General features: G+C 66.9%; 16 protein-coding genes. 4 read left to right on the plus strand and 12 right to left on the minus strand.

Annotation, left to right across the window (positions count from 1 at the left end):
* Window positions 1-9: 9 nt before the first annotated feature.
* Genes CVN68_RS07650 through CVN68_RS07705 form a run of 12 tightly spaced genes read right to left on the minus strand, consistent with a single transcriptional unit; the run spans window position 10 to window position 10,738 of the window.
* Complete coding sequence (locus CVN68_RS07650; protein ID WP_100281667.1) at window positions 10-648, minus strand: hypothetical protein; 639 nt, start codon at window positions 646-648, stop codon at window positions 10-12.
* The gene (locus CVN68_RS07655) at window positions 645-1,103 is read right to left on the minus strand and encodes a hypothetical protein (RefSeq protein WP_100281668.1); all 459 of its coding nucleotides are present in this window, start codon (window positions 1,101-1,103) and stop codon (window positions 645-647) included. Before CVN68_RS07655 ends, CVN68_RS07650 begins: the two co-directional genes overlap by 4 nt.
* Window positions 1,103-2,428, minus strand: a complete 1,326-nt coding sequence (locus CVN68_RS07660; RefSeq protein ID WP_100281669.1) for a FliI/YscN family ATPase — start codon at window positions 2,426-2,428, stop codon at window positions 1,103-1,105. The genes CVN68_RS07655 and CVN68_RS07660 overlap by 1 nt, the downstream gene beginning before the upstream one ends.
* On the minus strand, window positions 2,421-3,029 hold the full coding sequence (locus CVN68_RS07665; RefSeq protein WP_100281670.1) for a FliH/SctL family protein: 609 nt from the start codon (window positions 3,027-3,029) through the stop codon (window positions 2,421-2,423). The genes CVN68_RS07660 and CVN68_RS07665 overlap by 8 nt, the downstream gene beginning before the upstream one ends.
* Complete coding sequence (locus CVN68_RS07670) at window positions 3,026-3,544, minus strand: hypothetical protein (RefSeq protein WP_100281671.1); 519 nt, start codon at window positions 3,542-3,544, stop codon at window positions 3,026-3,028. Before CVN68_RS07670 ends, CVN68_RS07665 begins: the two co-directional genes overlap by 4 nt.
* Complete coding sequence (gene sctJ, locus CVN68_RS07675) at window positions 3,541-4,290, minus strand: type III secretion system inner membrane ring lipoprotein SctJ (RefSeq protein ID WP_100281672.1); 750 nt, start codon at window positions 4,288-4,290, stop codon at window positions 3,541-3,543. Before sctJ ends, CVN68_RS07670 begins: the two co-directional genes overlap by 4 nt.
* Before the next feature lie 36 nt (window positions 4,291-4,326).
* Window positions 4,327-4,722 (minus strand): hypothetical protein, encoded by a 396-nt coding sequence (locus CVN68_RS07680; RefSeq protein WP_100281673.1) that lies wholly within the window; start codon window positions 4,720-4,722, stop codon window positions 4,327-4,329.
* Between the two features lie 11 nt (window positions 4,723-4,733).
* Window positions 4,734-5,045 carry a hypothetical protein gene (locus CVN68_RS07685; RefSeq protein ID WP_100281674.1) on the minus strand — a complete coding sequence of 104 codons (312 nt, stop codon included), beginning with the start codon at window positions 5,043-5,045 and terminating at the stop codon, window positions 4,734-4,736.
* Window positions 5,046-5,072: 27 nt separating this feature from the next.
* Window positions 5,073-6,191, minus strand: coding sequence for a SctD/MshK family protein (locus tag CVN68_RS07690; protein WP_100281675.1), 1,119 nt, complete (start codon window positions 6,189-6,191; stop codon window positions 5,073-5,075).
* Window positions 6,188-8,032, minus strand: coding sequence for a type III secretion system outer membrane ring subunit SctC (sctC, locus tag CVN68_RS07695; RefSeq protein WP_100281676.1), 1,845 nt, complete (start codon window positions 8,030-8,032; stop codon window positions 6,188-6,190). Before sctC ends, CVN68_RS07690 begins: the two co-directional genes overlap by 4 nt.
* 14 nt (window positions 8,033-8,046) lie before the next feature.
* The gene (locus CVN68_RS07700; RefSeq protein WP_100281677.1) at window positions 8,047-10,035 is read right to left on the minus strand and encodes a flagellar biosynthesis protein FlhA; all 1,989 of its coding nucleotides are present in this window, start codon (window positions 10,033-10,035) and stop codon (window positions 8,047-8,049) included.
* Window positions 10,036-10,042: 7 nt separating this feature from the next.
* Window positions 10,043-10,738, minus strand: coding sequence for a lytic transglycosylase domain-containing protein (locus tag CVN68_RS07705; protein WP_100281678.1), 696 nt, complete (start codon window positions 10,736-10,738; stop codon window positions 10,043-10,045).
* A 485-nt stretch (window positions 10,739-11,223) separates the two neighbouring features.
* Here CVN68_RS07705 and CVN68_RS07710 point away from each other — a divergent pair, with 485 nt between their 5' ends.
* Genes CVN68_RS07710 through sctR form a run of 4 tightly spaced genes read left to right on the plus strand, consistent with a single transcriptional unit; the run spans window position 11,224 to window position 14,357 of the window.
* A complete protein-coding gene (locus CVN68_RS07710) occupies window positions 11,224-12,369 on the plus strand; it encodes an EscU/YscU/HrcU family type III secretion system export apparatus switch protein (RefSeq protein WP_100281679.1) in 1,146 nt (381 codons plus the stop codon).
* Window positions 12,370-12,382: 13 nt separating this feature from the next.
* Window positions 12,383-12,712, plus strand: a complete 330-nt coding sequence (locus tag CVN68_RS07715; protein ID WP_100281680.1) for a FliO/MopB family protein — start codon at window positions 12,383-12,385, stop codon at window positions 12,710-12,712.
* Window positions 12,709-13,695: a FliM/FliN family flagellar motor switch protein gene (locus tag CVN68_RS07720; protein ID WP_100281681.1), complete on the plus strand. Its 987-nt coding sequence runs from the start codon at window positions 12,709-12,711 to the stop codon at window positions 13,693-13,695. Before CVN68_RS07715 ends, CVN68_RS07720 begins: the two co-directional genes overlap by 4 nt.
* A complete protein-coding gene (gene sctR / locus CVN68_RS07725) occupies window positions 13,695-14,357 on the plus strand; it encodes a type III secretion system export apparatus subunit SctR (protein WP_100281682.1) in 663 nt (220 codons plus the stop codon). Before CVN68_RS07720 ends, sctR begins: the two co-directional genes overlap by 1 nt.

The following is a 14,357-nucleotide window of genomic DNA, read 5'->3' on the forward strand; positions in this document are numbered from 1 at the left end:
GGTTAGATTCTAGAAGCTACCCGATGCGGGCTCGGTCGAGAGGCTGCCCAGCGCGATCCCCGCGCCTTGCAGCTGCTTCTCCAACTCCCCCAGCACACCGTCATAAGGCGGCGGCCGATCGCCGAGCAGCAGCGCCACGTCGAGCGTGCCGGCCGCATTGCGCACCAGCCGCGCGCCAGTGGCAGGCCAGGCACGATCGCCGAAGCTGACGGTTACTTCCTTCGTTCCCTTTCCGTTCTCGCGCGTCCACAGATCGGCGAGCATCTGTGCGAATGCTCCCGGATCGACATGCGCGGCGGGCATCGCCGGCATCGCAGTCGGTTGGGGCTGCGCATGACCGGCAAAGCCGAACAGCCCGTCCTGTCGCTCGCGTGCCTCGCGCTCCTGGCGCAAAATAGTGCCCCGCGAATCGCGGAAAGCCTCGCGCTGCTCGACCGGCACCTCGCCGCGGCGGTCGGGCTGCACCAGTCCCTTCAAACCCTTTTGCTGGATCGAGACGCCCTGCTGCTCCTTGCCGGGCAGCCGCGCCTTGGCAAAGGCCTCGTTCATCGCGCGGATGTCCGCCGGCGCGGGCTGAGCGCGGCCCGGCGCCGGGTCCCGCGATGGCGCGCGTGCGGGCTGTGCATTGGGGGAGTTGATGCGAGTCATGGTCGCCTCCGTGCTTCCATATTGTCGAGCGCGGTGCGCTCCTCCTGCCGGCGCTCCCAGCGCCGCACCGCCTGTCCGGCATGCTCGGCCAGCCGGTCGTGGCGGGCGCGGGCGAGGATCATCGCCTTGCGCCGTTCGGCCTCCGCATCGCCGCACAATTGTTCTGCCTCCCGCGCATCGTTGAGTGCGGTACGCGCCACCGAGCGTCGGAACTGGCTCCGATCGACAACCGCGAGCAGGCGCTCCGCCTCGGCCGGGTCGGTCGCCAGATCGGCGTGCGCCGCTTTCATCGCCGCATCCGCCGTGTCGGCAGCGGCATCGGCTTCGGCCCGCTCGCGTTCGGCCGCAGCGGTCGCGGCGCGTGCCTCGGCCAGCGCGGCCGCCGCGCTCTGCATCCGCACCGCGCGCAGCCGGACCAAAGCCTGCGCCTGGCGCCGCTGATCGCTAGCGCGCATCAGCCAGCCACTCCGCGCAGCAGCATCAGCGAAGTCTGGAAGTCCTCGGGCCGGTTCGCATCCTGCCGTAGCAGCGAATCTATCTCGGATTTGGCGGCAATCGCGCGATCGGCGAGCGGATCGGCCCCCGTGCGATATTCGCCGACCTGGACGAGGAACTCGATCTCGGCATGTTTGGCGAGCAGCGCGCGCACTCTTGTCGCCGCGTCGCGGTGCGCCGGCTCGGCGAGCCGCGGGAACAACCGGCTGAGGCTCGCGAGTACGTCGATCGCGGGATAATGACCCGCCGCACCCAGCTTGCGCGACAGGATGACATGGCCGTCGAGGATCGAGCGAACTTCCTCGCCGATAGGGTCGTCGCCTTCCTCATCCTCGAGCAGCACGGTGTAGATGCCGGTGATAGAACCGATCGCGTCGTTGCCGGCGCGCTCGAACAGCCGCGGCAGCTCGGCGAAGACCGAGGGCGGGAAGCCGCGGCGCACCGGTGGCTCACCGGCAGCCAGCCCGATCTCGCGCAGCGCACGGGCGAAGCGCGTCACCGAGTCCATCAGCAGCAGCACGTTGAGCCCTTCGCTGCGGAAGCCTTCGGCGATCGCAGTGGCATGATGCGCCGCGCGCACACGCTCCATCGCCGCGCGATCGGAAGTCGCGCAGACGATGACCGCGCGCGCCAGCCCCGCTTCGCCGAGCGAATCCTCGATGAATTCGCGCACTTCGCGGCCACGCTCGCCGATCAGCGCGATGACGATGACATCCGCCTGCGCGAAGCGCGCGAGCATGCCGAGCAAGGTCGATTTGCCGCCGCCCGCCGCGGCAAACACGCCGAGGCGCTGGCCTCGCCCCAAGGTCAGGAGCGTATCGATCGCCCGGACCCCGGTCGGCAGCGGCGCATCGATCAGCGCGCGCTCCATCGGCTGCGGCGCGGGCGCGTGGAGCGGCCGCCGCTTGAGATCGACCGGAAGCTCACCTTTGCCGTCGATCGGCCGCCCGCGCCCGTCGAGCACCCGGCCGAGCAGCCCGTCGCCCCACGGCACCGATTCCTCGCCGCTGCGAACGATCACCTCGGCGTCAACCGAGAGCCCGCGGACATCGGCGAGCGGAGTGAGGATTGTCGCCTGCCCGGCGATCCCGACGACCTCGACGGGGACTATTCGTCCGGTCGAAGGCTCGATCACTTCGCACGCATCGCCGATGCGCGGCGCAATTCCGGTGACCTTGAGCGTGGTACCGAGTATTTCGACCAGTCGCCCGCGGCGCTCGACCGTCGGGCTGCGCTGGAGCCCGGCGAGCAACTGGTCGACGGTGCCGGCGGGTCCCTCAGCCATGGAGCGTCTCGCCCCACATCCGTTCGATCTGCGCGAGTTGGGTCTCCAATCCGGCATGGGTGCGCCCGAGCGCAGTCTCGATCACGCAATCCTGCCCTTCGAGCAACGGGTCGGCCTCTACGCTCAAGCCGGTTCGGCCGTCGAGCCGTGCACGAACGGCCTCGATCGCGGCGGGCGCCACGCGGACCACCGCCACGCTGTCCGGCGCGAGCTGCGCCGCGGCACGTTCGGCCAGTCCCGCCACCATCGTGCCGCTATCGAGCTCGCCGGCGATGCGCCGCACTACCTCCAGCGCCAGTCGCGCAATGTCCTTCTGGCGCTCCCGCTGCAGCTGGCTGTCACGCAGCGCGATGCGGAAGAGCTCAGCCTGGCGTTCGCTCTCTGCCGCGGCCAGTCCCTCCTCGCGCCCGGCGGCATAGCCCTCTGCCCGCGCGGTCTCGCGTGCGGCCTGCAGCGCTTCTTCCGCCCCACGCGCCAGATCGCCGGCTTCAGCGAGCAAGGCGAGCGCGTTCTGCACCCGCCCGACATCCGCCGTCGGTACCAGCGGATCATCTGCGAGCGCCGTCGCCAGCCGATCGGCATGGAGCACGAGGAAACTCATGCGCGCGCCGCCGCGACCGCTGCTTCCACAAAGGCATCAAGCGCCTCGCGCGGGCACGACAATGCCAGATGGTCGGCACGCCACGGCAGATAGCCGCGCAGCGCCATCGGCAGTTGCTCGCGCAGCAGCGAGAAGCCGTAGATCTCGAGCTCGCCGGCCTCGAGCCGGCGCGCCGGTGCGGGCGGCAGCGAGGGGATCGTCTCGATCGCCCAGTCGAGCAGATCCTCGCCTGCGACTTCAGCGAGCCCGCCCAGCCACGCGCCGTCGATCGATCCCGCCAGCGCATCCCCCATCCACAACAAGGCGACCCGCAAGGCGAGCTTGCGCTGCGCCGCTGCCGGCAGCCGCAGCCAGCCCGGGGCATTCGGCAGATCGGCGAAACAAGCGACTGGATCCTCGCATCCGTTCAGATGCTTCAGCAGCAAGGCAGCGCGGCGATGGCCCGGCCCGCCCTCGACGGCGACGAGATCGTTGCCGATCGCGGCGAGCGTCGCGCGCTGTTCGGCAGCCTTCATACACTACCCTCCCGCCGCGCGACCGCGGCACGCCGCTGCTGCCACCGCCGCAGGCCGGGATAGCCGAGCGCCACGATCAGGAGCAGCAATCCCGCGATCGCGATCCCGACCAGATTGCCGTTGAGCACCTTTTCGCCGCCCTTGGCCGCGACGGTCGGCAGCGGCTGGGCCGGGAAAGTCTCGACCGAGACATTCTCGTATTTGAGGCCCTGCACCGAATTGACGATCAGCGCCTTCACCTTGCCGATCTGCGTCTCGATATTGGTGCCTGGCCGATATTTGATGAATACCGATGCCGACGCCGGCTGCCCGGTCTCGGCGAGCGGCTGATTGTCGGGCAGCACCAGATGGACCCGCGCCTGCACCACGCCGTCGATCTCGGAGATGGTGTGCGACAGCTCCTGGCTCATGCCATAGACGAGGCGCGCTTTCTCTTCGGTGGGCGAGGAGACCAGCCCCTCGCGCTTGAACACCGTCCCAAGCGAGGCGAAATCCTCGCGCGGATAGCCTTGGCTGTGGAGCACTTCGACCGCGCGACCGAAATCGCCCTTGTCGGTCTGCAGCGTCCAGCCGGCCTCGCCATTCTCTTTCTTGGTCGCGCTGATCCCGGCGCTCTGCAGCACCGCGATCATCTCGTTGACCTGCGTCTCGGTGAGCTTCGAATAGAGCTCCTCCTGCCCGCAGGCCGCGAGCAACAGGCAGAGCCCGATCAGCGCCGGGCGCGCTCTTCTGGCAAGCGGGCCCATGTCAGTTCTCCATAAGCGGTCCGGGCAAGACGGACCTCACGATTGCTGCCGGAACAGCTGCTGGATGCCGTCCGATGTGCGGTTGGCGATGTTCGAGGTCAGCTGGCAGTGGAACATGAACTCGTGGCACTTCATCGTGAGATCCACGACTTCGCCGGGAGTCATTTCCGACCCGCTGGCCTGCGCCGCCTTGGCATATTCGGACACGCTTTTGGCTTCGCCGTTCACCCGCTCGATTTGCGAGAACATCGCCTGCATCGCCGGGCCGAGCGCGTCGGCGCCGCCGACGCCGGTCGAGCCCGCCGACGCGAGCGAGCCTTGGAAGCTGGTGATGTCGGAGAGCGACGCGTTGGGTCCCGCCTGGACGATGTCGGGCGGGGGTGGAGCGACGGCGGCACTGGCGGCCGCCCCCGCAATGGCTTCGATCGACATGATCGCCTCCGTCAGTTCTTGCGGGCCATCGTCTCGAGCGCCTTGCCGACGCTGTCGATTGAACTCGACGAGCTGTTCGCCATGAACGACATCCGCATCGACTCGGCGGTGAGCTTGGTGATCTGCGAGGGATTGTCGCTGCCGTTGTTGCCGATTTCGTTCGACATCGCCTCGATGCGGGTGGCCTGCTTGTCGAGAGTCTGGCCCCACGAATCTGCCAGTGCCTCGAACCAGGTGCCGGGCGCCGATCCCTTGTTCATCCGGTTGCCGGTCAGCGGCGAAAGCGAGATGTTGGTAAGCCCGGTGGTGACGGTATTCGACATGACTATGCTCCTTCACGCTACAAATGGTCAGAACTTCAATTGCGTCTCCCGGCCGTTCTTCTCGAAGAACACCGTGTCTCCCTGAATGGTGATCAGGCGATGCCCGCTCGGCATGATCGCACCGGGAAAATAGCGCGCGCCGTCGACGGTCTGGATATAGGCCGGGTCGCCAGCGACCACGGTCGAGACCTTCTTGGTCGCGTCCGCGACGGTGCGGATGGGGGTGTCGTCCCTGGGTGGCAGATCGTCGCGGAACACCAGCCGCCCCAATTGCCTGACGTCGGTGCGGATCGCCTGGGCAAGCTTGCCGCGCTCATCGTCGGTCATCCGCGTGACACGCAGCTCGACGCCGGTGCGCGAGATCGGGCGCCCGATCGCCTGCAGCCCGTGGATGCGCGCGACCTCGGCCGCGGCCTGGGCGAGTTCGGTGCTGGTCTGGACGTTGACCGTCGCGTCGATCCCGTGATCGCGCAGCGCTTCTTGCGCTTTGAGCCGCTCCGCGTCGTTCGCCACGACGCCGCTCACCATAACGCCACCGGTGGCCGAATCATTGGCCGTAGTCAGCGGCGCCAGGCCGGCGGTGTCGAGGATATGATCCGCGCGCGCCGCCGAATCCCCACGCAGGCCGAGGGCGTCCATCGTCGGAACCGCCAGCGCCGCGCCAGCCACCAGCGTGGCGATTGCACCTACCGCGATCGCGCGCTTGCGGGTGACCCAGCCGCTGACCTGCTCGCCCGCCTTGCCCAGCAATGCGATTGCCTCGTCCTGCGGCGAGGGAGGGGGAAGCGACGGCGACGGCGTGCTGCCGGCGATGTCGCTCGCCTCGGTCCAGCGCGCGCTCTCCGGATCGCCCCAGGCGAGCGCCACACCTCCGATCGAGAAGGGAACATAGGCCGGGAGGATCGCGGTTTGCCCTTCGCCCACGTGCGAGCCGAGCAACAGCGCCTCCCCGGTCAGCACCGTAATCCGTGCCCCGACCTCGCCGTCGACCTGAAGATCGACGGCGATGCCTTTGGTTGCAGGATCGCGGATGACGACATCCTGCCAAAACTGATGACCGATCGACACGGTTCCGCTCGTCGGCAATTGCTTTTCGGTGCCGGCGAGCCGGCCGTTGAGCACGCGAAGAACGGAAGGCGAAGTCATTGTGTCGGGTTTCCGCTGGCCGGGACCGGGATCTTCACCGGGGGCTGATTGGCCACGGGGGGCGGCGCACCAGGCGCCATCGCGGTCGCGCGCGACGCGAGCGGGACGAGCCGCGGCGTGATCAGGAACAACCGCTCGGTATGGCCGCGCTGCTTGGTGCGGAACTTGAACAATTCCCCAAGCAGCGGGATGTCGCCGAGCAACGGCACCTTGGTCTCGTCGTTGAGATCGGCGTCGATCGTCATGCCGCCGAGCAGCAGGCTCTCGCCATCCAGCACCATGCCCTGCGTCGCCACGCTGGCGCGATCCACGATCGGGATGTTCTCCACTGCAGAATTGGGGCTGATGCTGCCGTCCTCAATGTTGACCAGCACCCGGATTCGCGTCTGATCGTGATCGCGGAAGACGTGCGGATTGACTCGCATCACCGTGCCCGCGGTGACGTTGAACAAGTCGACTTCCTCGCGACCGGCGACGCGGACGTAGAAGGTGCGCGTCCGATCGAACACCGCCTCGACGTTCGACAGCGTCATGATCTGCGGCCGCGAGACAATACGTGCCGCGCCCTTGTTCTCGAGCGCGGTTACGCGGCCCAGAAACTCGCGCTGGCTGCCGATGATCGTCGAGATCGTGCCGCCCGCACCCGACGGGGTGATGTTGCTGACATTGTCGCGGCGGCTGGTTCCGGGGATCGGGAGCAGCCGGGTGTCATCCGAGGTGCCGTTGCCGAACAGCGCGCCAAAGCCACCGCTGCCGAAGCGCCAATTGATGCCGAGTTTCTGGAGCTTGTCGACGTTGATATCGATGATCGTCGCCTCGATCTCGACGATCTGCGGCTCGACGTCGAGCGCGCGGATCAGCGAGTCATAGGCGGCCATGCGCTCGGGCACGTCGCGGACGATGATCGCGTTGAGGTACGAACTCGGCTCGATCCGGACGATGTCCGCCGTCAACGGCGCGGCCAGTCCCATGTCGCCGCCGCCCAGCACTTCCGTAGCGGCGTAATTGCCGGCCTGCGAATTATCGGGCGGCACCGCATCGAGCCCCTGCCCGCGCAGCCGCGGCTGGCTTTGCCGCACCAGCCGCGCACCCAGCGCCGGGGTGACCGCGCTGCCGCCGGGCTTCTGATCGAGGACGAGGTTTTGCAGGATCGTCGCGAGCCCCGGGACCCGTGTCTCGCGGCCGCCGGCGGTGACTACGGTATCCTCGGCGCGCGCATAACGAAGGTAGAACACGCGGAACTCGACCGGCTGGCTCGCCGGAATGCGCGGCGCGTCGTAATAGCCGCCGCCGCGTCCGCCGCCCGGGGCACCGCCCGGTGCGGCCGGTGCTCCGTCGGCGAAGCCCTCGCCGCGTGCCATTCCCGAAACCTGCTCGATGAACCGCGGCGTTCCGCTGACCACGAGCCCGTCGGTGGTGACGCGCAGCAGATTGCGCCGATCGGGCAGCCGCTGCGCCCGTGCCTGCCGCGCGACACGCTCGGCGGCGACGCGGTCGAGCTGCAGCGTCTGCACGCCCAGCTCGTTGGGCGCGTACACATAGACCGCCGCGCCGTCATAATAAGAGATCAGATTGAAGGCCTTGGCGATGTCGCCGTAGATCTTCTCGACGCTCCCCTGGAACACACCATTGACCGTGCCGGTGAGCTTGGCACTCGGCACCACGGGACGCCCCACTTTGCCGAACAGATCGCGCAGGAACCCTGCGATCGGCTGGTCGCGCGCGACAATCGAGACCTGGTTGGCATTCTGTGCCGGCGGCGTCTGCGCACTGGCGGCAAGCGGCACCGGCAGCGCGGCGGCGAAAGCCAGCAGCATCGACATGTTCTTGTTCAGCTTCAAACAGCCCTCCGTTGTTATTCGGCCGCGAGCGCGGCAGGCGAGTCTTCCGTCAAAGCCCCTGGCGGAAGACCGATCTGACCAACCATTTCGACAGGCGTGGTCGGCGAGAGTTCGTTGAAGGCGAGCACAGGCAGCCCGAACAGATCGGGTTCGATCAGCTTGCGGATCGAGCGCCGCACTTCGAAGGAGGTGACCAGCGCATTGGCGCCGGTCTCCGCCGCGGTGCGGCCGATCGTCGCGACCAGTTCGCGCGCCACTTCGGGTTTGACCGCGAGCCGCTCGACTCCGTCGACGAGACGCGTCGCCTCGCGCACCAGAGTCTCGAGCTCGGGGGTTACCACCAACGCGCGGATACCCGCCCCCTGGGCGACCGAATCGAGTAGATAGCGCTTGAGCGAAATCCGGGTGAGATCGGCGATTCGCGCGATCTCTCGTTCCTGGCCGGCAGCGTCGGTAAGCCCTTCGAGAACGTCGCGCATGTTGCGCAGGGGCACCTCTTCCTCGGCCAGCCGGCGCAGCACGTCAGCGATCCGGGCGGCAGGAACCGCGCGGACCGCTTCCTTGACCACTTCGGGATAATCGTCGCCGACGCGGTTGAGCAGTCCCACCGCTTCCTGCACGCCGAGGAAGCGCGGCAGATTGCGGCGGATCAGCGCCTCGACCTCTGCCACCACTATATCGGGATCGCTCCCCTCGCCCGCCCCGACCGAAAGCTCGAAGGCGAGCAGCCGCCACGCACGCGGACCTTCCGGCGCAAGGAAATGGATCGCCAGTCGCGGCAAGGGCACGCCGCTGCGATATTGCAGCCGCTCGAGCATCGCGGTGAGCCCGGCCGAAAGCGCTGCCTCCTCGTCGACAGGTGGCTGCGGCCCGGAGATCTGGAGGAGCAGCGGCACAACTGCCTTGGGAGCTTCGGGCTGGGCCAACAACGTCACCGGTCGCGGCGCTTCGCGTCCGCCGGTGAGTAGCTTGCGCATCGGCCCCGCGTGGCGAATCATGTGCGGCTTGAGCCGCGGATGCATCGCCGCGCCCGAGAACATCGACACGAAACCGAGGACGATGAACACCGCGGCGGGGAAGCCCGGGATCAACGCCATCAGGAAGCAGATTCCACCCACCGCGAGCAGCACCCGCGGATTGGCGACCAGCTGGCGGTGCATCGCCTGGCCGAGGTTGGAGTCGGTTTCCTCATCGGTCGAGCGCGTTACCATCAGCCCTGCGGCCATCGCACCGAGCAGCGCCGGGATCTGCGCGACGAGGCCCTCGCCGATCGTCAGGATCGAATATTTGGAAGTCGCCGCGCCGATCTCCATGCCCTGCTGCATCACCCCGATGGCGAGGCCGCCGATCAGGTTGACGATGACGATGACCACCGAGGCGATCGCGTCGCCCTTAACGAACTTCATCGCGCCATCGAGGCTGCCGTGGAGTTTGCTCTCCAGCTCGAGCGTGCGACGACGGCGGCGCGCCTCGTCCTTATCGATCAACCCCGAGCGCAAGTCGCTGTCGATCGACAGCTGCTTGCCCGGCATCGAATCCAGGCTGAACCGCGCCGCGACTTCGGCGACGCGCTCGGCGCCCTTGGCGATGACGATGAACTGGACGATCGTGATGATCAGGAACACCACCAGCCCGACGACGATGTTGCCGCCGGCGACCATCGTGCCGAAGGTCTGGATGATGTGCCCGGCATGCCCCTCGACGAGGATCATCCGCGTCGTCGCGATCGACAGCGCCAGCCGGAACAAGGTCGAGATCAGCAGGATCGACGGAAAGGACGAGAAATCGAGCGGGCCGCGAATGTAGAGCGTCGTCAGCAGCAGCATCACTCCGAAGGTGATGTTGATGCCGACCAGCATGTCGAGGAGCAAAGTCGGCAGCGGCAGGATCATCAATCCGACGATCGTGATCACGCCGACGATCAGGAACAGGTCCGCGACGCGCGCCGCCAATGGCAGCGGCTTGGCTGCGTTGCTGCTGGCGAGGTAGCGCTCGACGCTCATCGCGGTCTCAGCGCGCCCGGCCGGTCTGCGCGGCCTGATAGCGGCCGACGACTTTCTTCACATAGGCCTGCGTCTCGCGGTAGCGCGGCACTTTCCGGCCGGCCTTTATTACCGCGCCCGGGCCAGCATTGTACGCAGCGACCACCAAGGGCACGTTGTTGCCGAGCTGCCCCTGCAGTTGCTTGAGATATTTGGCGCCGGTGTGCATCGCGAGCACGGGATCGTCGAGCAGCGCGTTCGGGTTCCGCACGCCCAGCCCACGCGCGGTCGCCGGCATCACTTGCATCAGGCCGAGCGCCCCCTTGTGCGACACCGCGCGCTGACGGCCGGCGGATTCGGCGTTGACCATCGAGGCGAGCAGATGCGGATTGATGCGATAGCGATACGCAACCGAGGTGATCAGCGCATCATTTGCGCCACCGCCACGCCTCCGCACTGCCTGCGTCGCCAAGGCGAGTCGCTTCTTGAAGCCCGGCATGCTCACACTCACCGAGCTGCGCTCGGGGAGAATGACCGGAGCGGGCTGCGGCCGAGCCTCTGCCATCGGTGGGCCGCAGAAACGCAGCGCTTCGACATAACGCGTACTGATCGCCGCAGCGTCGCAATTGCCTGCCTGAGCGGGAATTGCCGTCACGGCCGCGCCTCCGAACGCAACGAACTTCAACACGAAGCCGAACGACGGGACAGTTCCTGAAATGCGCATACACGACCTCCCTGCAAGCCCGGACGGGGCGTTGCTGACGATCGTTTGGTTCGCATCTGGGTCCTGCGATCCGGACTTTGATCCGGCTAATAAAAACTACGCCAATCATTCGTCGCTGGTCACCCCCCGGTTTAGTCAAGTCGTCGCGGATTCTGACCGATCTATCCCGCCCAAAAGACGCCTCACCGCTGCCCCGAGATCGTGTCGACTGCGAAACGGTCGGCGGATTGCCGTGCTGATCCAAGTGATTCGAGGGGGTTTAATTACTAAATTACTTCGCTTTAGTGACAGCTCCGCACAACTTGCATGAGTTGACCTTCACAATGCCTTTTGGGAAAATAGCCCTGTTTGGTACGCAACAGGGTCCTGCGCTCCAACCTTGAAGCCTTGCTGCCGCGCCTCGCCGGGCGCGGTTGGCGAACGCGTCCGGCGCTTCTCCTCTCGCCCATGGTTCGGGTGAGGCTCGAGTATCGCTGGAGGCGCGATTGGCCGACAAGAACAACGACGGCGACAAGACCGAAAAGCCGACACCCAAGCGGCTGGCCGACGCGCGCAAGAAGGGCGACGTCGCCAAATCGCGCGACATCACCGCGACCGCGACTTTGTTCGTCTGGCTGATCGTGCTGATGTTCGGTGCCGGCTATGCAGGAAATCAGGTCATCGACTTGTTCGACGACGGCTTCGTGCTGATCGGGAGCAATGCGCCGTTCCACACTGCGCTGTCGCAGCTCGGCTGGAGCGCGCTGTGGGCACTGCTCGGCATCACCGCAGTCGCGCTGATTCCCGCTGCGATCACCGGCGTGCTCAGCGAATTCCTCCAGGCGGGCGGCGTGTTCACTACCGAAAAGATGAAGCCCACGCTCGACAAGCTTAATCCGGTGGAAGGCTTCAAGCGGATGTTCAGCGTCGACAATCTTGTCGAGCTGGCCAAGACCCTCGGCAAGGTGGCGCTGATCGTGTTCGTCATCTGGCTGGTGCTGCGCGGCTCGCTCGCCGAGATCATCGAGCGCACCGGGCCGGTGCTGCTGCCGGTTGCCGAAACCGACGGCCGCTCGGCCGCCGCTTCGGTCCTGCTCTACACCGGCGCGCTGGTCCGTACCGCATTGCTGTGGACCTTCGGCGTCTTCCTGCTCGTCGCGGTGCTGGACATGGCGTGGCAGAAGCACAGCTACATCAAGAAATTGCGGATGAGCATGCGCGACATCCGCGAGGAGTTCAAAGAGAACGAAGGCAACCCGCTCATCAAGTCGAACCGCCGCCAGCTCCATGAGGAATGGGCGAACCAGAATTCCGTTGCTGCAACCCGCGACGCCAACGTGCTGGTCGTCAATCCGACGCATATCGCGATCGCGCTCGCCTACGATCAGGAGAGCTGCCCGGTCCCGATGATGACCGCCAAGGGCGAAGGCCCGCTCGCCGCGGCGATGCGCGCCGCGGCCGAGGAGGCCGGAATCCCGATCATCCGCCACGTCCAGGTCGCCCGCAAGCTCTACGAGGACGGCGCGCCCGACGAACTCATCCCACGCGACATGTTCGACGCGATCGCCCAGATCATCCTCTGGGCAAAGCGCGTCCGCGACGGCCAGCCCGCGCCCGATCTCACCGAACCTGAACTGACGCACACAACATGATGGGGCCCCATTGATGGATTCGACGATCGGCGCTGCGCTTTCTGGGCTGCTCGGAACGATCATCGCGCTCGCGGTGGTGCTCGGGCTGGCCTGGGTCAGCCTGCGCGCGCTGCGGCGCTGGCAGGACCGGGGACTCGGCGGACGCGACGGCGTGGTAGAACGCCAGATCCGCTTCGTCCGCGCGTTGCCCGTCGGGCAGCGCGAGCGCCTCGTACTGATCGAGGCCGAGGGTGAACTGATGCTCGTCGGAGTCACGCCGGGATCGATCTCGCTGCTGCGCAACTGGGGCAGCGGGGCGCCGCGCACGGAAACCGAAATACCCCTGACGGAGACGATCCAGTGAACGCGCGTCCCGAACAGCTCCGGACCAATTTGCGCGCAATCGATCAGAGCCGCGCGCAGCTGCAGACCACGCTGATCGGTGCGCTGAACCGGCGGCTGATCGACGATTTGCAGACCAGCGTACGGGTGGCCACCGAGCGCGATCGCCGCGCAGCCATCGCGTGGATCCAGTTCCGCAGTGGCGGGCATCTCGTCCAGATCGCTCCGTTGCTGGTCGACGGCGCCCTCGCGCGCGTCTCGGGAACGCAGGGCACCGTCGATGCCGCCGCGGCGGCGGCAACGCTGGGCCGCATCGAGCCTTTGGTGGGTGCGCTCGAGCTGGTGCTCGGCTGCGAGCTTCAGCCCGCGGGGCTGCACAAGAGCTACACCGGCGATCCCGTGTTGCTGCGGCTCGACGCGATCACCGCCAACGGCGTCATCCAGCACCGGCTGCTCCTCGCGGTCCCGCCCGAGACTGCGGTCGAGCCGCTCGCAGAGATCGCGCTCGCCGCGACGGCGATCGGCGGCCTCAGGCTGCGCTGGACCGCGCGGTTCGAAGGCCCCGCGGTCCGCGCAGCGAGCATCGCCGCGGTCGCATCGGGCGACCTGCTGCTGCTGGGAACCGCCGCACCGGTCGCGAAGTTGTCATTGCCGGGCCGCAACGATGCGCCGCGCGCGCGAGTCGCGTTCAAGGAGGGGGTGCTCGTTTTGCAGGATGATGCCGCTATGGACGGACCGCATGAGGCTCCCGCGCCCGCCGGCGGCGAAGCTGGATGGGGCGATGTCCGGCTGCCGACCACGATTGAGATCATCGGCTCGGGAATGACCGCGGCCGAGCTGGCCACGCTCGGCAAGGGCAGCGTGCTTCCCCTCCCCGCTGCCGGCGGAACGCTGCCGGTGCGGGTCATCGCCGGCGAGCAATGTGTCGCCGAGGGCGAGCTCGTCGCAGTCGGCGAAGGCTTCGGCGTGCTGATCACCGGGGTTTCTGCCGACGGAGAGGCGTAATGGAACTCTCGAGCTTCACGCCCGGCTCGGCGCTGATCGTCGTTGTCGCACTGGCGCTGGCGCCATTCGTCGCGGTGATGGTCACGTCCTTCACCAAGATCGTCGTCACGTTGAGCCTCCTGCGTAACGCGCTCGGGCTTCAGCAGGTGCCGCCCAACATCGTGCTCAACGGCCTTTCGCTGATCCTGACGATCTACGTCATGTATCCGGTCGGCCAGCAGATGCAGGACGCGATCGCGGCGCGGCAAATGGAGGGCAACGTGATGCAGTCCACCGCTTCGATCAGCACCGCGATCGACGTCGGCAAGGAGCCGCTCCGCGAGTTCCTGATCAAGCACAGCGACGCCAACGAACGAGCGTTCTTCCTGCGAACCGCGCAGCGCGTCGGCAATCCCGAGCACGCCAAGGAGATGACCGACCGCGACCTGATCATCGTCATCCCCGCTTTCGTGGTGAAGGAATTGAGCCTCGCCTTCCAGATCGGCTTCCTGATCTTCCTGCCCTTCCTCGTCATCGATCTCGTCATCTCGAACATATTGCTCGCGATGGGGATGATGATGCTCTCGCCCACAACGATATCCCTGCCCTTCAAGCTGCTGCTGTTCGTGCTGGTCGACGGCTGGGTGAAGCTCAGCCACGGGCTGGTGCTGTCTTATGCCTGA

The organism is Sphingomonas psychrotolerans (assembly GCF_002796605.1).
Taxonomy (GTDB): domain Bacteria; phylum Pseudomonadota; class Alphaproteobacteria; order Sphingomonadales; family Sphingomonadaceae; genus Sphingomonas; species Sphingomonas psychrotolerans.